We start from the raw sequence: 20,037 nt of genomic DNA on the forward strand, positions 1-20,037 counted from the left end.
GGGACGGTATTCGCAGGTCGGAGCGGCTGTGCGGGCGAGGCGAAACACGGACGTTACACCCATCCGAACCCCCCTCCGAAGTGGCCGAACGTCCCGTTTTGCCTGGTTCCGGATGATGAACTTTCCGTACTCCGTTCGGATGTCGATCACCCGTACGGACGTAAGTGCGGTTGATCAATGGATATTGATCAGCGCCCCGATGCGATCGGATATACGAGCGGAATGCGCCACCCTCCATGAATTGATCACCCGCGATATGTGAACGGCGCGTGTCGACCGGATTCGGCGATGCACCGGTCTCCGAACCCCTGCCCGGAGCGGGCCCGAACGGCACCCTCCCCGGAAGCCCCGGAGCGCGAAGGAACGCCAAGGGGCGGGTCGGGTGCGGGGCGAGAGGGGCGGCTCGGTAGCCTAAGGCCGCTGACACACCCTTAGGGCGGCTTTAAGTCGCTCGCCCCTCCCGTCCGCAGTCCGAACGTTCAAGGAGTTGCCGCCGCCGTGAGCCGCAGCCTTCGACACGGCGCTCTCGCCGCCACAGCCATCGTGTTCTCGATCGCCTCGCTCACCGCGTGCGGTGCGGGCAATGACGCAGCGACGCTCAAGGTCAGGCCGGACTCTGCTGCCACCACCTCCGGTGACATCAGCATCCAGAACGCGAACGTCATCACCCAGCCCAAGCGTGACACCGAGGGCCCGGCCGTCGTGTCCGCGACGCTGTTCAACAACGGCATCAAGCCGCAGACCCTGGACTCCGTCACCCTGCCGGGTACGAGCGCCGCGGTGCAGCTGCACGCAGCCAAGGGCAAGGGCCCCGTCGTGGTCCCGGCCGGCGGCCGCGTCGTGCTGGGCGGCAAGGGCAACGCCTCCGCCGTGATCGAGAACAGCCGCGAGGCCGCGCAGGCGGGCAATGTGCAGCCTGTCGTCTTCAAGTTCAGCTCGACCGGGGAGATCTCGCTCGGCGCGTTCGTCGTTCCGGCGACCAGCTACTTCGAGGGCTTCGGCCCGAGCTCGCTGCCGACGCCGCCCGCCACGCCCTCCGGTTCCACCTCCGCGAGCCCGGGAACGCCCGGCGGGTCCGGCTCCGAGTCCGACTCCGAGTCCACGGGCGACACGGTCAACCCGAGCGATGCCTCGTCCGCCTCGGCACAGACCGGCTGACCGGTCTGACCGCGCGCGCATGCACGGATACGTGAACGGCGGAGGGCGCCCTCCCTTTCAGGGGGGCGCCCTCCGCCGTCGCGTACGGGCCGGTCTACGGCTCGAACTTGTACCCCAGGCCCCGCACCGTCACCAGGAAGCGCGGCGCACCCGGGTCGGGTTCGATCTTGGCGCGCAGGCGCTTGACGTGGACGTCGAGGGTCTTGGTGTCGCCCACGTAGTCCGCGCCCCAGACCCGGTCGATCAGCTGCATCCGGGTCAGGACCCGGCCCGCGTTGCGCAGCAGCATCTCCAGCAGGTCGAACTCCTTGAGCGGGAGGTCGACCTTGCCGCCGGAGACCGTGACGACGTGGCGGTCCACGTCCATCCGGACCGGGCCCGCCTCCAGGGCGGCCGGTGTGACCTCCTCCGGCTCACCGCGGCGGCGCAGCACCGCGCGGATGCGGGCCACGAGCTCCCGCGTGGAGAACGGCTTGGTGACGTAGTCGTCGGCTCCTATTTCCAGGCCGACGACCTTGTCGATCTCACTGTCCTTGGCCGTAACCATGATCACGGGGACGTTGGACCTGCTGCGCAGCTGACGGCAGACCTCCGTACCGGGCAGGCCCGGCAGCATCAGGTCGAGCAGCACGAGGTCGGCGCCGTTGCGCTCGAACTCGTCGAGCCCGTCCGGGCCGGTCGCCGCGACGGCGACCTCGAAACCCTCCTTGCGGAGCATGTACGACAGGGCGTCGCTGAATGATTCCTCATCCTCGACGACGAGCACTCGGGTCACGGAAGGACCTCCGGGGCAGGGAATGGTTCAAGGGTGTCGGGGTGAGCGGGTCCGCAGGGGCCCTCGTCGCCGTTGACGATGAGCGGTCCGCCCGAGCTGCGGTCCCGTTCCCGTACGGAGCCCGCTTCGGGCAGCCGCAGGGTGAAGGTGGAGCCCTGGCCCTCCGAGCTCCAGACCGTGACCTCCCCGCCGTGCGAGGCGGCCACATGCTTGACGATGGCGAGGCCGAGGCCGGTGCCACCGGTGGCCCGTGAGCGGGCCGGGTCGACGCGGTAGAAGCGTTCGAAGACCCGCTCGCGGTCCTTCTCCGAGATGCCGATGCCCTGGTCGGTCACGGCGATCTCGATCTGGTCCCCGCCGGGTACGGACAGCCGCCTGGCGGCGATGCCCACTCGGGTACGGGCGGGGCTGTAGTTGACGGCGTTCTCGACGAGGTTGCCGAGCGCCGCGGCGAGCTGGCCGCGGTTGCCCCAGATACGGAGCTCCGCGGTGCCGCCCGCCGCCATGGTGATCTGCTTGGAGCCGGCCTGCTGGCGGCAGCGGTCGATGGCCTCGGCCACCAGTTCGTCCACCCGGACCGGTTCGGCATCCTCCAGTGGGTCGTCGTTCTGCACCCGGGAGAGGTCGATGATCTCCTGCACGAGGTTGGTCAGCCTGGTCGCCTCGATCTGCATCCGCCCGGCGAACCGCTCCACCGCCTCCGGGTCGTCGGAGGCGTCCGTCACGGCCTCGGAGAGCAGCGAGAGCGCGCCGACCGGGGTCTTGAGTTCATGGCTGACATTGGCGACGAAGTCGCGCCGTACCGCTTCGATACGGCGGGCCTCGGTGAGGTCCTCGACCAGCAGGAGCACCAGCCGGGAGCCCAGCGGGGCGACCCGGGCGGAGACCGCGAGGGCCTCGCCGCGGCCCGTGCCGCGCCGCGGAAGGTCCAGTTCGACCTGGCGTATCTCACCGTCGCGGCGGGTGTCCCTGGCCATGTTCAGCATCGCGTCGACGGCGAGCCGCCCGCCCCTGACCAGTCCCAGCGCATAGGCGGCGGAGCTGGCCTTGACCACGCTGTCGCTCTCGTCGAGCACGACCGCGGAGGAGCTGAGTACGGAAAGGACCGTGTCCACCCCCGGCGGGAGGGGGGCATTGCTGTCGGGCCGCAGGGACGTGCGCGTCGGCTTCTTCTGGTCGCGCTCGCTCCAGCGGAACGCAAGCATGGCGATCACACCGGTACACGCACCGCCGATCGCCGCAGCTGCGGCGACTGCCGCGTTCACGTCCATACGTCAAGGTTATGCGGGTCCGGGAGGAGTCTCCCAGCCATCCGAGTGCCTGTCCGAACACTCGTCGCCCAGAGTTCACCGAGGGGCAAGGGGTGGTTCACTTGCGCGGCCGGAAGCCGACGCGTACGCCGCCCAGGGTGGCAGCGTGGGGTTCATACCTGGCCCCGGCCTTACACAGAGGACTGGAGAGGGACTTCCATGCGTGACGCCTATCACGAGGAACTCGACTCGATCGGCGAGGGGCTGGTCGAGATGGCCCGGCTCGTCGGGTCGGCGATCGGCCGGGCGACGACGTCCATGCTCGATGCCGATCTCAAGCTCGCGGAGAGCGTGATCGCCGCGGACCAGAAGGTCGACGACCTCCAGCACGACCTGGAGGCGCGGGCCATCGCCCTGCTCGCGCGCCAGCAGCCGGTGGCGACCGATCTGCGGATCGTGGTCACCTCGCTGCGGATGAGTGCCGACCTGGAGCGCTCGGGGGACCTCGCCCAGCATGTCGCCAAGCTGGCCCGGCTGCGGTTCCCGGAATCGGCGGTGCCGCACGACCTGCACGCCACCATCCTGGAGATGGGGCAGCTGGCGCAGCGCCTGATGGCCAAGGCGGCCGAGGTCATCATCACCAAGGACGTCGATCTGGCGCTTCAGCTGGAGCAGGACGACGACGAGATGGACCTGCTGCACCGCACGCTGTTCCAGCACCTGATGGACGACCGCTGGAAGCACGGCATCGAGACGGCCGTCGACGTGACGCTGCTCGGCCGCTACTACGAGCGCTTCGCCGACCACGCGGTGTCGGTCGCCAAGCGCGTGGTCTACCTGGTGACGGGCGAGCACGCCGACGAGATCCAGCAGCAGACGGCTGTGGAGGGCGCCTGACCGCGGGCGGACGGCCGCGGTGAAGGGCGCACAGCCGCAGACGCACAGCCGCGGGCGAGGACCGGACCGCGGGGGTGTCGGGCGTACGCGGTCGCATTTCCGTCGCACATATGTCTCTGCGCGTGTGCGCCCTTGATGCGCCCGCCCGGGTGGGCATGCAATGGGGTGGGGCGGCTCGTCTTGGCCGTACGCCCCGGTCGTACGCGTGTCGCCGTGGCGTACGGCCCTGTCGCACGCCTTGAGGAGGAACCATGACCGATTCCCCCACGACCGAACCCCGGCAGGATGCACCCGCCGACGTGGTGCAACTGCCCCTGCTCGGCGCCTGCGGCTGCGGCTCGGGCTGCGGATGCGGCTGCCAGTCCGGGGCCCCGTGCCAGTGCGGTGGCTGCTGCGGCTGACCGGCCGCCACGGAAGCCGAAGGGCGCCCCGCCCGGAGCAGGCCACTCGCTGCTCCGGACGGGGCGCCGTCGTGTGCGGACACGGTGGGACGGGCCCGGCTCCGGGCCGGGAGCGGCTCCAGGGCCGGGAGCGGCTCCGGGGCCGGCCACCGCGTGCCCCGCCCCACCGAGGTCAGGCCACCTGATCCACCGTGCCCTGCGGCGCGACCGCTTCCGCCCCGGACACCGGCACCGCCGCCTCCGCCGTCTCCGCCGCCGGAATCCCGCGCATCAGCAGCCCGTAACCGAGCGCGGCCCCCGTCCCCAGGACCGCGCACGTTCCCCACAGCCACTCCGCGCCGAAGCGGTCGATCACCACACCCGACATCAGCGGCGCGACCAGCGCGGCGGCGGACCACGACATCGTGTACATGCCCTGATAGCGGCCACGGCCCCGGACGGGCGAGAGCCGGACCACCAGACTGCTCTGGATGGGCGAGTTGACGATCTCGGCGACCGTCCAGACGCAGATGGTCAGCGCGTACACGGCGACGGATCCGGCGAAGGCCGTGAGTCCGAATCCGTACCCCGCCAGCAAGGACGACACGATGAGCAGCCGGCGCGGATCGCGGTGCTCGATGAAGCGGGTGACCGGGATCTGGAGTACCACGATCAGCACCCCGTTGACGGCGATGGCGGTGCCGAAGTCGGAGCTGGAGAACCCGTCCGCGCCCATGGCCACCGGCAGTCCCACGTACCCCTGCTGGAAGATCAGCGCGATCACGAAGGACAGTCCGACGACGCTCATGAACCGCCCGTCGCGCAGCATGGTGGAGAGCCGGACCTCGTCCGCCCCGCCGGCCGCGCGGCCGGGCACCGCCGGCTTCCCGGGCCGCGACTCGGGCACCTTCATGAAGACGACGAGGGCGCAGACCAGCGTCATCGCGGCCTCGCCGAGGAACCCGGCGAGATAGCTGTACTCGGCGACGAACCCGGCCCCGGCCGAGGAGACGGCGAAGCCGAGGTTGATCGCCCAGTAGTTGAGCGAGAAGGCCCGCACCCGGTCCTCGGGCCGGACGATGTCGGCCATCATGGCCTGCACGGCGGGCCGCGAGGCGTTGCTGGCCATGCCGACGACGAAGGCGACGGCCGCGATCGCCACCGGGTGGACCATGAACCCGAGGACGGCCACGGACACGGCGGTCGAGGTCTGCGCGATGAGCATGGTGGGCCGTCGGCCCAGCCGGTCGGTCATCACCCCCGCCCCGAGCGAGGAGACGACCCCGCCGAGCCCGTGCAGCGCCGCGACCAGCCCTGCGTACGAGGCGGAGTAGCCCCGGTCCAGGGTCAGGTAGAGCGCCATGAAGGTGGCGACGAACGCCCCGAGGCGGTTGACCAGCGTGCTGGTCCACAGCCACCAGAACTCCCTGGGGAGACCGGACACGGATTCATGTGCGGCCCGTCTGAGCCCGGCGACAGACGTGGTGACAGGCATACGGAATCCCCCAGGAAAGTACGGAGCGGGCATCATCGGTAAGAGGTCCGATGGCCATCCGAACATTACGAATCCCGGTTCCCGGACCGCCAGTCAATTGACACCGACCGTCAATCGTCCCGCTCCCCGGCTCCCCACACACTCCCGCACCCGCCCCTCCCGCCCCTCCCGTCCCCCGCCTGTCCGCCCCGTGACCGGCCACGCAGCGCCCGTACGCCTTCGATTACGCTCGGGCCCATGGCCGACGCACCGTACAAGCTGATCCTCCTCCGCCACGGCGAGAGCGAATGGAACGCGAAGAACCTGTTCACCGGTTGGGTGGACGTCAACCTCACGGAGAAGGGCGAGAAGGAGGCAGTCCGCGGCGGTGAGCTGCTCAAGGACGCCGGCCTGCTCCCCGACGTCCTGCACACCTCCCTCCAGAAGCGCGCCATCCGCACCGCGCAGCTCGCGCTGGAATCCGCGGACCGCCACTGGATCCCCGTCCACCGCTCCTGGCGGCTGAACGAGCGCCACTACGGCGCCCTGCAGGGCAAGGACAAGGCGCAGACGCTCGCCGAATTCGGCGAGGAGCAGTTCATGCTCTGGCGCCGCTCGTACGACACCCCGCCGCCCGCCCTGGAGGACGGCACCGAGTTCTCGCAGAGCGACGATCCGCGCTACGCGACGATCCCGCCGGAACTGCGCCCGCGCACCGAGTGCCTCAAGGACGTCGTCGTCCGCATGCTGCCGTACTGGTACGACGGCATCGTCCCGGACCTGCTGGCCGGCCGAACGGTCCTGGTCGCCGCCCACGGCAACAGCCTCCGCGCCCTGGTCAAGCACCTCGACGGCATCTCCGACGCCGACATCGCGGGCCTGAACATCCCGACCGGCATCCCGCTCGCCTACGAGCTGGACGCCGACTTCCGCCCGCTCAAGCCGGGCGGCACGTACCTCGACCCGGACGCGGCGAAGGCCGCCATCGAGGCCGTGAAGAATCAGGGCAAGAAGTAGCCGGCGCCGGACGAGCCGGAAGCGCCCACAGCGCCGGACGAGCCCCCTGCACGCGGTTGCCCCGCGGCAGGGGGCTCGTCGCTGTGCCGTGCGGGGCCGGCCGGCACCCGGTCCCGCCCCTCGCCTCTCCTCACCCGCCCTGTTCGCCCGGGTTGTCGCACAGGCCGCCGAGCTCGGCGACGAGTGCCGCGTCCCGCATGCCCGGCAGGGTGTACCCCTCCCTCTCGTCCCACGGGACGTCGACGTCGTCCGTGTGGACGTGCCACCCGGCACCGGAGACGGCACGGCGCAACTCGGTGACGGAGTCGAGCACATGGGCGATGACCGGCAGCCACCGGCCGGGGTCGCTCGGCAGTTTCGTGGACCCGGCGACGATCTCGTCGTCCTGGTCGTCGTCACCGCCGTACAGATACAGACTCTCCTCGTCGTCGTACGGGAACGACTTTGCGCGGGCGGCGACGATGCGCTCGACGGCGGCCGCCTCGGAGCCGGTCAGCGGCTCCGCGCGACGGGCGCTGTAGTAGACAGAAACGCTCATGGCCGGAGCGTACGGCGGGGGTGTGACACCGCCCGGCCGGGCGGCAGTTGCGCGGTCGCGGCGGGCGTGCGGGGCGTGTCGGTCCGGCCCGGTCAGAGCGGGAGGCCCCGGCCCAACGCCCGCTCCACGCGCCCCGCGAGGCCGTCCCAGGGGCGGCACTCGACCACCGGCAGTCCGTGCCGGGCCGCTTGGTCGGCCAGCCAGTGCGAGTACGCCGCACTGACCCGCGCCCGGTGCCGCTGCACACCGCTTGCGGGCTCCCGGGCGGCGTAGTTGGCGGTGATCCGCTCCGGGTCCCCCTCGTGCAGGAACACCGCCCGTACGCGGCGGCCCGATACCGAGCCCTCGTGGATCGCCGCCGCGGCGGCGGCCGGGGTGAGGTAGTCGCCCTCGATCACGGCGGGTACGTCGACGGTCAGGCGGTTGCGGACCACGCCGAGCACCGCGGGTTCCAGGGCGCGGGCAGTGGCGATCTGAAGGTTCAGCACATGCTCGACGGCGAGCTGCGCGGTGTCGGGGATGCCGTCGAAGTGGTGGACGGCGGGGTGGTGTTCGGCCGTCGTCATGGCCTCCACGGCGCTGACCACGTCATCGAACTCGACCACGAACCCCTGCATATCGGCGGCCAGTTGGAGGGCGACCCTGCTCTTGCCGACACCGGACGCTCCACCGATCAGCAATATGTCCCATGATGTTCCAGTCACGGCGGAACCGTATCGCGTGGGCTCCGCGTCCACCTCCGGCCCTGGCGCTACGGTGGCCCAAGTACCGGCCCCTACACGGGCGGAGCCGATCGGACGGGCCGTGCGGAGAGAGCAAGGAGAGCGGGGAGAGCAATCATGGGCGAGCCCCTGAAGACCTTCGTCGGCGGCGCCGAAGTCGACGTGCCCAACAGCATTCCGGATATCCGGGCCACCCTGCCCGAGGAGAGACGCGAGGAGTTCGACCGCGCCATCAACGCCGCCGGTGTGGACGAGATCCAGGCGGTCATGCGGCACTGGATGCTGGAGGCCGTACCCGATCCGGAGGCCGAAAAAATCCTGGACCGCCTGGCGCAGGACGAGGCCGAGAGGCGGAGCGTCGCTTGAGTTTCCGCATCTCCTACGCCCCGCCCGCCGACGACACCCTGGCCAAGATGCGCGACGGCGATCCCTTCCGCGCCGAAATGGCACGCACCCTGGGCCTCGACCCGTACGGACACGGGTCGTCGCCCGTCAAGAGCGAGCGCGACCGCCGCGAGGCGACGGTCGCCGGGGCGATCGTCCTCTACTACGTCTCCGGTTCGGTCCTGACCGTCACCGTGGTGAGACTCGTCCCGCTGCCCTGAACCGGCAGCGGCCTCACCGCCCGGACCGGGCCGGCCGGCACGTCCTACGAACCGGCCGGGACTTCGATGATGTTGCCCTTCTCGTCCACCGTGTGGGTCTGCCAGTAGATGTCCCACTTGTCGTCCACATGCTCGGGGACCTTGCCCTTGGGGTACCGGACGTACCCCTTCGGCGGGTCCTCGCCGTCGGGCTGGCAGGCCGATCCGGTGCCGCCGACCGTCATGATCGGGTACTCCCCGCCGCCGCAGATCGCGTCCGCGGTCGAGCAGCCCGTGGTCAGCACCGCCACGGTCAAGGCGGTCAGGGCGAGCCCCACTGCACAACGGTTCGCACGGCGCCCGCCCCTGGTGGACGCCACCGGGCCGATTCGGCTGATCCCGTACATGATCACTCCTCTGTGTCGGCTGATAACTCCCAGCCTGCACGGAGCGCCAAACGTCGATCATGAGTACGAATACTCACGCGTGGGGCATCACATACTCGTCCGCCCCGCGCCCCCTACGCCAGCTTCGCCGCCTGCGCCTGGACCACCGCGGTCGGCAGCTCGAAGTCCCCGCCGCCGCCCATCGCGGCCAGGTTCATCGAGGAGAACGAGGCGAACGAGGCGCCCTGGCGCATCGCCACGAGCTTGAACTCGATCTTCTCCCCGCTCTGTTCCACCTGCACGGTCCAGGCGGCCGACTCCTCGCCGCCCTTGACCTGTTCCTCGGTGATCCTGGTGACCTTCTGCTTCTCACCGGCCGCCGTGAACTCGAAGCCTCCGGCGCACTCGGTGGCCGCGGTGCGCAGCGAGGCGACCGACTCCTGCGCGCCCTTGCCGTCGTACGAACCGAGGGCCAACTGCGTCGTCGTGATGTCGAACGCCGCCTTGAACGCCTCCTCGGCGTCCCCGCTGTCCTGCTTCTCCAGGTTGCTCTTCTTCGGCTCGCTGACCACCGTGCGCTTGGTGAACGCGCCCGGCTGACCGACCTGCGCGCCCATCAGCGCGTCGGCGAACGGGGCGCAGACCTCCTTCCCGGTCTTGATGTCGTCGACGGAGATCGTGTCCTTGGCGGCGGCCTTGGAGATCTTGTGACCCTTGACGTCGCCCTGGGTCAGCGCGGCCTTCTCCAGTTCGGCGGCGCCCAGCGCCTTGGCCGCGGGCGCGGCGGCAGCAGGCTCCTTGCCCTTGGCGTCCGCCCCCTTGTCCCCGGAGCCGGAGTCCGAGCCGCCGCCGCACGCGGTGGCGAGCAGGGCCAGGGACACCGCGGTGGCGGCAACTGCGGTACGGCGTATGGCGGTGGAACGCATGGTCCGATCCGTCTCTATGAGCAGGGTCTTCGGTTTTGCTCACTCTATGGACGGAAAATGGTTTGATGATCAATCAAGTCGGGCATGGGATGCGATTGTGACGGCGCCGTGATCATCCTGTGCATGCGCTGTCCGCGACGTGAGTTCACACCGGAACCGGAATCCAGCACAGAGGTGCGGTCACCCCCGTGCGGGCTGATGGAACAGCCCAGGCCGTCCTCCGCTCCGCCGGTCTGACGGACGGCCGGGCCGGTGACCGAGCCGCGACGACGGCCGCGGCGCTGCCGAGCAGTCCGCGCCTGCTGATGTCCCCCGCGTTCCGCATGTTTTCCCTGGTCGCCATGGATCCGAGCACCCTTCATACATGTGAACGATGTTCATACCTGCGTCGGCGGCGAGCATGCCACGACGCCCCGGCGCGGCGAAAGAGTCGCGCACCGGTGAGAACGCGAGCAGGGGGAGTCCGGAGAGTTGGGGCGAAGCGAATCAGCAGGAAGGCAGGCCGGTCCGGCCGGTCGAGCGGTGCACGGAGATCAGCTGGCCGGGCGCTGGGTCAGGTGGGTGAACGCGTCCAGATTCCTGGTGGACTCACCGCGCGATACCCGCCACGCGTACTCCTTGCGGATCGCGCTCGCGAAACCCAGCTCCAGCAGGGTGTTGAAGGAGTCGTCGGCCGCTTCCAGAACCGCGCCGAGCAGCCGGTCCAGCTCCTGCGGGGTGACCACGGAGAGCGGCAACTTGCCGACCAGGTAGATATCGCCGAGCCGGTCGATCGCGTAACTCACCCCGAAGAGGCGGAGGTTGCGCTCCAGCAGCCAGCGGTGGACCGCCGCGTCGTTCTCGTCCGGGTGCCGGACGACGAAGGCGTTGAGGGAGAGCGAGTGCCTGCCGACCCGCAGCGAGCAGGTGGTGGACAGCTTGCGCGTGCCGGGCAGCTTGACGACGTAGTCACCTGGTTCGGGGCTCTCCCATTCGAGCCCGGCGTCCGCCAGGGCCGCCTCGATGACCTGCGCGACCTGCGTCGTCGCCGCGGTACCCGGTGCGTCAGCCATGGTGCGAGCGTACGCGACGGCGGTGTTCGTACATCGCGGCCGTGTACACATCGGCGGTCGCGGACGCAGCGGTGTCCCAGCCGAAGCCCTGGGCGTGCGCGGCGGCCGCGGCACCCATCCGGGCGACCAGTTCCGGCGCGTCGGCGAACCGGGCCAGCGCCTGTGCGTACGCCTGCGGGTCGTGCCCCGGTATCAGGAAGCCGCTGACCCCGTCCCGCACCGCCACCGGGAGACCGCCCACGGCCGCCGCGACGACCGGGGTGCCCGACGCCTGGGCCTCGATGGCGACCAGGCCGAAGGATTCGCTGTGCGAGGGCATGACCAGCACGGACGCGGCCCGGAACCAGTCGGCGAGCCGGTCCTGCCCGACCGGCGGGTGGAACCGTACGACATCGGCGATGCCCAGCCGCGCCGCCAGCTTCTGGAGCCCCTCCGGCTTGGCGAGCCCGCTCCCGCTGGGGCCGCCGACGACCGGTACGACCATCCGGGAGCGCAGCGAGGGATCGCGGTCCAGCAGGGCGGCGACGGCCCGCAGCAGCACGTCCGGGGCCTTCAGCGGCTGAATGCGGCCGGCGAAGAGCGGGATCAGGGCGTCCTTCGGCAGCCCGAGCCGCGCCCGGGCCGCGGCCCGGCCGTCGGCGGGGCGGAAGCGGTCCAGGTTGACCCCGGGGTGGACGACGGCGACGGAGCCGGGATCCGCCTCGTAGAAGCGGACGAGCTCGTCCACCTCCTCGGTGGTGTTGGCGATCAGCCGGTCGGCCGCGCTGACGATCTGCGTCTCGCCGATGACGCGGGCGGCGGGCTCGGGGGTGTCGCCCTGTGCGAGCGACGCGTTCTTGACCTTGGCCATGGTGTGCATGGCGTGGACGAGCGGAACGCCCCAGCGCTCGGCGGCGAGCCAGCCGACATGGCCGGAGAGCCAGTAGTGGGAGTGGACCAGGTCGTAGTAGCCGGGGCGCTGGCCGGCCCACGCCTGCATCACGCCGTGCGTGAAGGCGCAGAGCTGGGCGGGCAGCTCCTCCTTGGCCAGACCCTCGTACGGTCCCGCGTCGACGTGCCGGACCAGGACACCGGGCGCCAGCTCGACCGCCGGGGGCAGCCCGCCGGTGGTGGACCGGGTGAAGATCTCGACCTCGATGTTGATCGCGGCGAGGCGCCTGGCCAGCTCCACGATGTAGACGTTCATGCCGCCCGCGTCACCCGTGCCGGGCTGGTGCAGCGGTGAGGTGTGCACGGAGAGCATCGCGATGCGGCGGGGCTTGCGGTGACCGCCGGGGAAGGCGGCGGGGAACCTGAGGCGCGGCGCGACACGGCTGCTGCCGAGCCGGGAGACGTACTGACTCACGTCGTCCGGTCCTCCTCACACAGGGCATGACAGCGGAGGGACTGGAGCCCCTCGCCAGGGGCTGCAACAGTGGGATACCTCCTTTCATTTCCGCTTTACCAAATCATTACGGTGCGGGAGCCGCACGCCGGGGCCGGGAGGCAGGGCCGGATCCGGGGCCGGGCCCCGCGCCGCCCCCCACCCCCGGGGCATCGTTACGCTCGCTGCCATGCGCCCCATCGGCACCGCGACCCGCGGGACCACCAACCCGAACCGGCTCCGCCGCATGGACCGCTGGATCGCCGCCACCCACGGCCCGGCCCTGCGCCGCGCCGACGCCCCCATCGCCGTCGACCTCGGGTACGGCGCCGCGCCCTGGACCGCCGTCGAGCTGCTCCAGCGCCTGCGCACCGCCGAGCCGCGCACGACGGTGGCGGGCATCGAGATCGACCCGGAGCGGGTCGCGGCGGCGAAACCGTACGCACGCGAGGGCCTCACCTTCCTGCACGGCGGCTTCGAGATCCCGCTCCCCGTGCGCCCCGACCTCATCAGGGCGGCGAACGTGCTGCGTCAGTACGACGAGGACGAGGTCGCCGCGGTGTGGCAGCGGCTGTGCGGCCGCCTCGCGCCGGGCGGGCTCCTGGTGGAGGGGACGTGCGACGAGATCGGGCGCCGGCACGTATGGGTGGCGCTCGGCCCGGAGGGCCCGCGCACGGTGACGTTCGCGACCCGGCTCGGCTCCCTGGAACGCCCCTCCGACCTCGCGGAACGCCTGCCCAAGGCACTGATCCACCGCAATGTGCCGGGCGAACCGGTCCACGCCTTCCTGCGCGACTTCGACCGGGCGTGGGCCGCGGCCGCCCCGTACGCCTCACTGGGAGCCCGGCAGCGCTGGATCACCGCGGTGCGGTCGTTGTCGGCCGACTGGCCGCTGGCGGACGGGGTACGGCGGTGGCGCCAGGGCGAAATCACGGTGAAATGGGCCGCCCTCCAGCCCGTCCGACAAGCCGACAAGCGCTGAACGGGACCGGCGAACACCTGTACGGGGAGGCAGGTGGGAACGCGGACGGCGCATCGTTCGTCCAGACGAAGGGGAGCGATTCCCGGGGCGCGGAAAGCATTTCCGGGGGGCGCGGGGGCGTTTCCGGGGGCGCGGGGAGCGATTCCCGGGGCGTCGGCCGACCCGTGTGACCGTCAGGACAACAGGGGTGCGCCTCTGTTGCTTTTCGGTACGGCATGGCACGATCTCGTCATCGGCAAAAGTTACTGACGGTAAATCAGATTCATTGAATTCATAGGACCCATAGGACTCATCGGATTCATCCGGAGGGGGATCTCGTGAACCGACGTCACTGTGCCGCAGCCGCGATCGCTCTGGCCTGCGCACTGACCGTACTCACCGCGCCGGTCCAGGCTTTCGCCGCGCCCGCACCCCCGGCCCCCTCCGCGTCGCAACCCGCTTCCGGGTCCGGGGCGGCGAAGCCGAAGAAGACCCTCGAAGAGGTGCGCAAGGAGATCGACGCCCTCTACCGCAAGGCAGGGGCGGCGACCGACGCGTACAACCTCGCCGAGGAGAAGGCCAAGAAGCAGTCCGGCGAGATCGTCAGGCTCGCCCGGGCCATAGTCGAGGGCCAGGCGAAGCTCGCCGAACTCAAGAACCAGGCGGGCGCCCAGGCCCGCGAGCAGTACCGCAGCGGCGGACTGCCGCCCGGCACCCAGCTGATGCTCAGCGACGACCCGCAGCTGTTCCTGGACGGGGTGAACCGGGTCAGGGAGGGCCAGCAGGCCACTCAGGGCGTCCTCGGCGAACTGACCAGGACCCAGCAGGACTTGGAGACGTACACCCAGGACGCGAGCACCAACTGGAAGAAGCTCGAAGCCGGCCGTCTCAAACAGGCCGAGGCCAAGAAGAAGATCAACGCGCAGATCGCCGCGGCGAAGAAGCTGGAATCCCGGCTGAAGAAGGAGGAGCGGGCCCGCCTGCTCAAGCTGGAACAGGAAGCCGAGTACAAACAGCAGACCGCCTGGCTGAGCTCCGGCGCCCTGAAGGACATCAACCGCGAGGCGAGCGCGAGCGGGAAGAGGGCGGTCGCCTTCGCGACCTCGCAGATCGGCAAGCCCTACGTCTGGGGGGCCGAGGGTCCCGATTCGTACGACTGCTCGGGGCTGACGTCACAGGCCTGGGCGGCGGCGGGCCGGCCGATCCCGCGCACTTCGCAGGAGCAGTGGCGGCTGCTGCCGCACATCGCCATCAAGGACATGCGCCCCGGCGACCTGATCATCTACCACGGCGACGCCAGCCACGTGGGCATGTACATCGGCGACGGCGCGATCGTCCACTCCCCCCGCCCCGGCCGCAACGTCACCCTGGCGGGCGCGGGCTCGATGCAGATCCTCGGAGTCGTCCGCCCGGACAAGTAGGGGCGCCTTCCGGGTGGGCGGACCGGCCCCGGAGGGGCAGACCGAGCCCGCCCGGCGACCGAGGCCGAAGGGTCGGCGGGGGACGCCCCGCACCGACGGGGAGGGGGGACAGAGAGGGGCGCCCCCGCACCGGCGGGGAGGGGGACAGAGGGGGCGCCCCCTTCCTGCCCCCGACGCCCACGGGTGGCGAGGCGCCGCCCCGGCGCTCCGATGCCACGGGGAACGCCCCCGCACCCCGCACGGGAGTGACCCGCGCCACCCGCCCCCTCCCGCCCCGCGTGACCTTTGTCATGCCCGGAGATTCGCCCCACCCCCGCACATCTCGCCGGATCCGTGAGCTGACGCGGCTTATGCCGGTGCATATGACAGTGGCAAGTTTTGATACGCCATTCCGTTCCCCCGCCAAGGACCGCTATCGTCCCCGTCTGGCGGATCGTCGCTCCGCCGTGCCCTCGGGGGGAGGGAAGGAAACCCGAACCGATGCCCGTACCCGCACCCGTACCCGCACCGCAGCAGCACGCCGTTCCCGCTGCGGAGACCTCCCACGGCACCCACCTCACCCTCCTGGTGATCGAGAACGACCCGGCGGGCACGTTCACCGTCCCCGAGCTCCCGGCAGCGGCCGGCACCCGGGTCCGCATCCGCACCGCCCGCAATCTCACCGAGGCGGGCCGGCTCCTCACCGACGACGTGGACTGCATCCTGCTGGACCTGGCCCTGCCCACCGGCGGCGAGGCACGCTCCACCGGCCCCGAGGGGGCGGAAGGGGCAGAGCGCGACAACGGGCTCGCCACCCTCGAACACGTGCTGCGGATCGCCCCGCGCCACGCCGTCCTCGCCCTGACCGCGGAGGACGACGCCGAGCTGGCCGCCGAGGCGGTACGGGTCGGCGCCCAGGACTACCTCACCCGCGGCGAACTCGACGGACTGCTGCTCAGCCGCGCCATCCGGTACGCCGTCGAACGCAAGCGCGCCGACATCGCCCAGCACCAGCTCACCGAGTCCCGGCTGCGCGCCCAGGAGAACGCCCGCCTCGAACGCGGACTCCTCCCCACCCCGTTGCTCGACGGCTCCGATCTGCGCTTCGCGGCCCGCTACCGCCCCGGCCGCAGCCGCGCACTGCTCGGCGGGGACTTCTACGACACGGTCCGCACCCCCGACGGCACCGTCCACGCGATGATCGGCGACGTCTGCGGGCACGGCCCGGACGAGGCGGCGCTCGGGGTGGAACTGCGCATAGCGTGGCGGGCACTGACCCTGGCCGGGCTCTGCGGGGACGAACTGCTCGCCACGCTCCAGCAGGTCCTGGAGCACGAGCGGGAGAGCGAGGAGATCTTCGCGACGCTCTGCACCGTCGACATCGCGGCCGACGGCCGACGCGCCGGCCTCTGCCTGGCGGGCCATCCCGCCCCGCTGATCACCCGGCGCGAACGGGCCGCGCGCCTTCTCCCCCATGAAGACGGCGGCCCGGCCCTCGGCCTGCTGCCGCGCGCACGCTGGCCGCGCCGACAGGTGGATCTCGGCGGCTCCTGGAGCCTGATGATGTACACGGACGGGCTGATCGAGGGGCGCGTCGGGCCCGACAGTACGCAGCGGCTCGGCCAGGACGGCATGGTCGCGATGATCAACCGCCGGCTGGCGGAGGGGCTCACCGGCGACTCCCTCCTGGAGGCGGCGGTCACCGAGGCACGGGAGCTGAACGGCGGCGAGCTGACCGATGACGTCGCAGTCCTGCTGCTCGACCGCGACGAGGAGCACAGCCGCCGGTGGGGCGCAAACGGCGAACGGGGCCGGAGCATCCCGCGCCCCCGCCCCGAACCGACACCGTCCGCGCCCTCCGCGAGCGCCGCGAGCGCTCAGCGCCCGCCGTTGTAGGGCCCGTACGGCCCGTCGCTGCTGGAGCCACCACGCCGGCCGCGACCGCCCGAGACCGCCTGCAGCGCGGGCCGTACGTCCACCAGGAAGACGATGGACGCGACGGCTCCGGCGAGCTGCAGGAACAACATCGGCACGAAGAGATTCACGGCGACGGTGACACCGAGGATGATCAGCCAGAAGGACTTCTTCTGCTTGTCCGCGGCCCGGTAGGCGTCCTCACGGGCCGTCGCGGCCATGATCAGTGCGACCACGGCCAGGACGAGCATGACCATGTAGAGCAGCCAGACGAATGTGCTGAATCCTGTGAGCAACATGGTGTGCACCGCCTAATGAATGGATGAGCGCCTCGCGGCCAAGGTACCGGGACAACGAGCCGGGCACCCCGAAAGGTGCCCATCCCGCGCCCCGGTACACCTGCCGGCCGGGGCGCCGAGACCCTACTTCGCGGTCGGCGGAGTGGTCTTCTTCGCGGCGGGCTTGCGCGCGGGTGCCTTCTTGGCGGGCGCGGCCGGGGCCTTGCTCTCCGGCTTGACGGCCTTCGGGGCGGACGCGGGCTTGGCCGGACCGGACTTGGCCGACGGACCGGGCCTGGCCGCCGGGCCGGGCTTGGCGGCCGGGCCGGGCTTGGCGGCCGGAGCCGGCCTCGCGGTGCCCGTCGGCCGGGACTCCTTGCGCGGCTCGACGACGACGGCGATCTCGACGATCTCGTCGGCCGTCTCGCCACGCCAGTTCTTCACGGTCTGCTCGCCGCGCTCGGCGACCTTCTCGTACGTCTCCCGGGCACGCACCGCGTACTCCGCGGCCACACCCAGGCTCCGCAGCGCCAGGTCCTGGGCGCTCTCGCCCAGCTTCCGCAGATCGCTGTCGAACGACCCGATCACCTCGGTGACCTTGGCCTGCACGGTGGCCTGCGCCTCCTTGGCCTGCGCGGCCACCTTTTCCTGCACGGCCTTGGGGTCGGTGTTGCGTACCGCCTCGATACGCTCCGGCGCCTCGGCCCGCAGCTGCTCGATCAGCGCCGGAACCTTGCGCGCCTGCTCGACGGCGATGTCGGCCGTACCGGCGGCGAAGTAGAGGGGGGTCGGGTCGGTGAGGGTCTTACGCAGGTCATCGGTGATGGCCATGACTGTGGTCCTCCCGGATCATCAGACTCAGTGTGAGGGTTTTGAAGGCTTTGAAGCCGTGTCGGCATCGCCGCCACCGGCCTTGTGGGGGCCGTCGGCACCGGCGCCCGATGCGGACTCGCCGCCGGTCTCCGATCCGGCTCCGCCGCCGGATTCCGGTCCGGGCTCGAACCCGTTCTCCTTGCGGAAGGAGTCGTAGATCTGCAGCAGAACACTCTTCTGCCGCTCGTTTATGGACGGGTCGGCCAGAATCACCGCCCGCGTCTCCAGCTCCTCCCGCTCCCGCTCATCCAGAATCCCGGCTCGCACGTAAAGGGTCTCGGCGGAAATCCGCAGCGCCTTGGCCACCTGCTGCAACACCTCGGCGCTCGGCTTGCGCAGCCCGCGCTCGATCTGGCTGAGGTAGGGATTGGACACCCCGGCGGCATCGGCGAGCTGCCGCAGCGACAGCTGCGCGTTGCGCCGCTGCTCGCGCAGGTACTCACCGAGATTGCCGACGTTGAGTGATGCCATACCCCGATGGTGCGCCACCCTTGCTAACTTTTGCAAGCGGGCGCTTGCAAAAGTGCGCCACACCACTCGGGCGGCCCCTGTATCAGGCCATGGGAGACGGGCGATCCTCAGCGACGACCTCCTCGTCGCCATACAGGCCATCGCCGAATTCCACCACCGCTTCCCGATGCCGGCGCCCCTGCGAGGCACCAGCCGCACCTGGCTGAGCACAACCCTTGAGGCCACGGCCAGACATCTCGAAGCCTTCCTGAACCCGCCCAGTGAGCCCAAGGACAGACCAGCGTCCTCGGCTGATCACGCTGCCCCGGGCCGAGTGGGAGACCAGCGGACGGCGCCGAGCAGGACCCTTGGTTGACCTTCACCTTGGGGGAGCCCACAGCATCAGTGGGGCCGGGCGACGTGCTCGGCATGAGGAGGAACAAGCATGGGGTTGCTGACCATCGGGGCGTTCGCGAAGGCGTCCCGGCTGTCGCCGAAGGCACTGCGTCTTTACGACGAACTCGGTCTGCTGACCCCCGCTCGTGTCGACCCGGTGACCGGCTACCGCCTCTACGCACCGGAACAACTGGAGCAGGCCAGGCTGGTCGCCTGGCTTCGTCGCCTGGGAATGCCTCTGGCCCGCATTCAGCACGTCTGCACGCTGGATGCAGCCGCGGCAGCCCAGGAGGTCCGCGCGTTCTGGGTCCAGGTCGAGGCCGACACCGCCGCACGGCGGGACCTGGCCACCTTCCTCATCGGCCATCTGTCCTGGAAGGACCCTGCCATGTCCCCTACCGCCAAGCCCCTGGGAATCCGATATGCCGCTCTGTCCGACACGGGCCTGATCCGCGAGAGCAACCAGGACACCGCTTACGCCGGTCCCCGCCTGCTCGCCGTCGCCGACGGATGCGGCAGCCAAGGAGCCCCTGCCAGCGCAGCCGCTGTCGACGCGCTCAAGCGCCTCGAAACCGACAGCATCCCGGCCGGCAACCTCCTCAACGTCCTCGAAGACGTCATCGAACAGGCCAAACAGGCCGTGCACGACGTCGCCGGGAGCGGCTCTTCGCCCGAAGACACCGGCACGACACTCACCGCGATGCTCTGGACCGGATCGCAGCTGGGCCTCGTCCACATCGGCGACTCCCGCGTCTACCTCCTGCGCGACGGAGACCTGTGCCAGATCACCCACGACCACACCGTGGTCCAGTCGATGGTCGACGAAGGACGGCTCACCCTGGAAGAAGCTGCCTCCCACCCCCAGCGGTCGTTGTTGGTCCGGGCCCTGGGCCATGGAGCCGATACCACCACTGACATGCGCCTCCACGACGCCCGGCGGGGGGATCGATATCTGCTCTGCTCCGACGGTCTGTCGACCGTCGTGCCGAGAGAAGAAATCCGCCGGGTGCTCTCCGAGATCAGCACGCCCGAGCAGGCTGTCCGCGAACTCATCACCCTCGCCAACGGCTCCGGCGGCCTCGACAACGTCAGCTGCGTGGTCGCCGACGTCATGGAGCTCCAGCAGTAGGAGCGAGCGGCATGCACTTCGAGTTGCACCGGATCCGCTCTCAAGAACTGATCCGTGAAGCCGACGAATACCGGCTCTCCCAACAAGTCAGGAAAGCCACGCCGACTCCCGGAA

General features: G+C 70.6%; 22 protein-coding genes. 10 read left to right on the top strand and 12 right to left on the bottom strand.

All coding sequences use genetic code 11. The annotated features are described in order from the left end of the window. Positions 1-498: 498 nt before the first annotated feature. On the top strand, positions 499-1,158 hold the full coding sequence (locus ACF08M_RS31315; protein WP_392188634.1) for a DUF461 domain-containing protein: 660 nt from the start codon (positions 499-501) through the stop codon (positions 1,156-1,158). Between the two features lie 94 nt (positions 1,159-1,252). On the opposite strand, the gene ACF08M_RS31320 is transcribed toward ACF08M_RS31315, so the two are convergent. Beyond that, positions 1,253-1,933: a response regulator gene (locus tag ACF08M_RS31320; protein WP_392188635.1), complete on the bottom strand. Its 681-nt coding sequence runs from the start codon at positions 1,931-1,933 to the stop codon at positions 1,253-1,255. Next, on the bottom strand, positions 1,930-3,204 hold the full coding sequence (locus ACF08M_RS31325) for a sensor histidine kinase (RefSeq protein ID WP_392188636.1): 1,275 nt from the start codon (positions 3,202-3,204) through the stop codon (positions 1,930-1,932). Before ACF08M_RS31325 ends, ACF08M_RS31320 begins: the two co-directional genes overlap by 4 nt. Positions 3,205-3,402: 198 nt before the next feature. Here ACF08M_RS31325 and phoU point away from each other — a divergent pair, with 198 nt between their 5' ends. Continuing rightward, positions 3,403-4,080, top strand: a complete 678-nt coding sequence (gene phoU / locus ACF08M_RS31330; protein WP_392188637.1) for a phosphate signaling complex protein PhoU — start codon at positions 3,403-3,405, stop codon at positions 4,078-4,080. 251 nt (positions 4,081-4,331) lie between these two features. Then, the gene (locus ACF08M_RS31335; RefSeq protein ID WP_392188638.1) at positions 4,332-4,481 is read left to right on the top strand and encodes a hypothetical protein; all 150 of its coding nucleotides are present in this window, start codon (positions 4,332-4,334) and stop codon (positions 4,479-4,481) included. A gap of 172 nt (positions 4,482-4,653) precedes the next feature. Here the strand turns inward: ACF08M_RS31335 and ACF08M_RS31340 are convergent, their stop codons facing one another. Beyond that, the gene (locus ACF08M_RS31340) at positions 4,654-5,955 is read right to left on the bottom strand and encodes an MDR family MFS transporter (protein WP_392188639.1); all 1,302 of its coding nucleotides are present in this window, start codon (positions 5,953-5,955) and stop codon (positions 4,654-4,656) included. 237 nt (positions 5,956-6,192) lie between these two features. Between ACF08M_RS31340 and ACF08M_RS31345 the strand changes: the two genes are divergently transcribed. After that, positions 6,193-6,951 (top strand): phosphoglyceromutase, encoded by a 759-nt coding sequence (locus ACF08M_RS31345; protein ID WP_352279017.1) that lies wholly within the window; start codon positions 6,193-6,195, stop codon positions 6,949-6,951. Between the two features lie 130 nt (positions 6,952-7,081). Here ACF08M_RS31345 and ACF08M_RS31350 read toward each other — a convergent pair whose 3' ends face one another. Together ACF08M_RS31350 and ACF08M_RS31355 are read right to left on the bottom strand one after the other, a co-directional pair. Then, positions 7,082-7,489 carry a hypothetical protein gene (locus ACF08M_RS31350; RefSeq protein ID WP_392188640.1) on the bottom strand — a complete coding sequence of 136 codons (408 nt, stop codon included), beginning with the start codon at positions 7,487-7,489 and terminating at the stop codon, positions 7,082-7,084. 92 nt (positions 7,490-7,581) lie between these two features. After that, positions 7,582-8,193 (bottom strand): hypothetical protein, encoded by a 612-nt coding sequence (locus ACF08M_RS31355; RefSeq protein WP_392188641.1) that lies wholly within the window; start codon positions 8,191-8,193, stop codon positions 7,582-7,584. Positions 8,194-8,328: 135 nt separating this feature from the next. On the opposite strand from ACF08M_RS31355, the gene ACF08M_RS31360 reads away from it, so the two are divergent. Next, positions 8,329-8,577 carry a hypothetical protein gene (locus tag ACF08M_RS31360; RefSeq protein WP_392188642.1) on the top strand — a complete coding sequence of 83 codons (249 nt, stop codon included), beginning with the start codon at positions 8,329-8,331 and terminating at the stop codon, positions 8,575-8,577. Next, entirely contained in the window at positions 8,574-8,816 is a 243-nt protein-coding gene (locus ACF08M_RS31365; protein ID WP_392188643.1) for a hypothetical protein, read from the top strand. The genes ACF08M_RS31360 and ACF08M_RS31365 overlap by 4 nt, the downstream gene beginning before the upstream one ends. A gap of 44 nt (positions 8,817-8,860) precedes the next feature. Here the strand turns inward: ACF08M_RS31365 and ACF08M_RS31370 are convergent, their stop codons facing one another. The 4 genes from ACF08M_RS31370 to mshA form a co-directional block, all read right to left on the bottom strand. After that, complete coding sequence (locus ACF08M_RS31370) at positions 8,861-9,202, bottom strand: SCO0607 family lipoprotein (protein ID WP_392188644.1); 342 nt, start codon at positions 9,200-9,202, stop codon at positions 8,861-8,863. 113 nt (positions 9,203-9,315) lie between these two features. Continuing rightward, positions 9,316-10,107 (bottom strand): hypothetical protein, encoded by a 792-nt coding sequence (locus ACF08M_RS31375; RefSeq protein ID WP_392188645.1) that lies wholly within the window; start codon positions 10,105-10,107, stop codon positions 9,316-9,318. A 533-nt stretch (positions 10,108-10,640) separates the two neighbouring features. Continuing rightward, complete coding sequence (locus tag ACF08M_RS31380) at positions 10,641-11,159, bottom strand: YbjN domain-containing protein (protein WP_392188646.1); 519 nt, start codon at positions 11,157-11,159, stop codon at positions 10,641-10,643. Beyond that, positions 11,152-12,504, bottom strand: coding sequence for a D-inositol-3-phosphate glycosyltransferase (gene mshA, locus ACF08M_RS31385; protein WP_392188647.1), 1,353 nt, complete (start codon positions 12,502-12,504; stop codon positions 11,152-11,154). Before mshA ends, ACF08M_RS31380 begins: the two co-directional genes overlap by 8 nt. A 208-nt stretch (positions 12,505-12,712) precedes the next feature. On the opposite strand from mshA, the gene ACF08M_RS31390 reads away from it, so the two are divergent. From ACF08M_RS31390 to ACF08M_RS31400, 3 genes are all read left to right on the top strand, one after another. Beyond that, on the top strand, positions 12,713-13,504 hold the full coding sequence (locus tag ACF08M_RS31390; RefSeq protein WP_392188648.1) for a class I SAM-dependent methyltransferase: 792 nt from the start codon (positions 12,713-12,715) through the stop codon (positions 13,502-13,504). 317 nt (positions 13,505-13,821) lie between these two features. Then, positions 13,822-14,904 (top strand): NlpC/P60 family protein, encoded by a 1,083-nt coding sequence (locus ACF08M_RS31395; RefSeq protein ID WP_392188649.1) that lies wholly within the window; start codon positions 13,822-13,824, stop codon positions 14,902-14,904. Between the two features lie 480 nt (positions 14,905-15,384). Next, positions 15,385-16,779, top strand: coding sequence for a PP2C family protein-serine/threonine phosphatase (locus ACF08M_RS31400; RefSeq protein ID WP_392188650.1), 1,395 nt, complete (start codon positions 15,385-15,387; stop codon positions 16,777-16,779). Here the strand turns inward: ACF08M_RS31400 and ACF08M_RS31405 are convergent. From ACF08M_RS31405 to ACF08M_RS31415, 3 genes are all read right to left on the bottom strand, one after another. Beyond that, entirely contained in the window at positions 16,761-17,096 is a 336-nt protein-coding gene (locus tag ACF08M_RS31405) for a DUF2516 family protein (RefSeq protein ID WP_392188651.1), read from the bottom strand. The two genes, ACF08M_RS31400 and ACF08M_RS31405, sit on opposite strands and share 19 nt — an antisense overlap. A gap of 123 nt (positions 17,097-17,219) precedes the next feature. Next, entirely contained in the window at positions 17,220-17,906 is a 687-nt protein-coding gene (locus ACF08M_RS31410; RefSeq protein WP_392188652.1) for a hypothetical protein, read from the bottom strand. Between the two features lie 27 nt (positions 17,907-17,933). Beyond that, complete coding sequence (locus tag ACF08M_RS31415) at positions 17,934-18,419, bottom strand: helix-turn-helix domain-containing protein (protein WP_392188653.1); 486 nt, start codon at positions 18,417-18,419, stop codon at positions 17,934-17,936. Between the two features lie 424 nt (positions 18,420-18,843). Here ACF08M_RS31415 and ACF08M_RS31420 point away from each other — a divergent pair, with 424 nt between their 5' ends. Continuing rightward, the gene (locus tag ACF08M_RS31420) at positions 18,844-19,923 is read left to right on the top strand and encodes a protein phosphatase 2C domain-containing protein (protein WP_392188654.1); all 1,080 of its coding nucleotides are present in this window, start codon (positions 18,844-18,846) and stop codon (positions 19,921-19,923) included. The last annotated feature ends 114 nt before the right edge of the window (positions 19,924-20,037 follow it).

Source organism: Streptomyces sp. NPDC015032, from assembly GCF_043080425.1.
Taxonomy (GTDB): domain Bacteria; phylum Actinomycetota; class Actinomycetes; order Streptomycetales; family Streptomycetaceae; genus Streptomyces.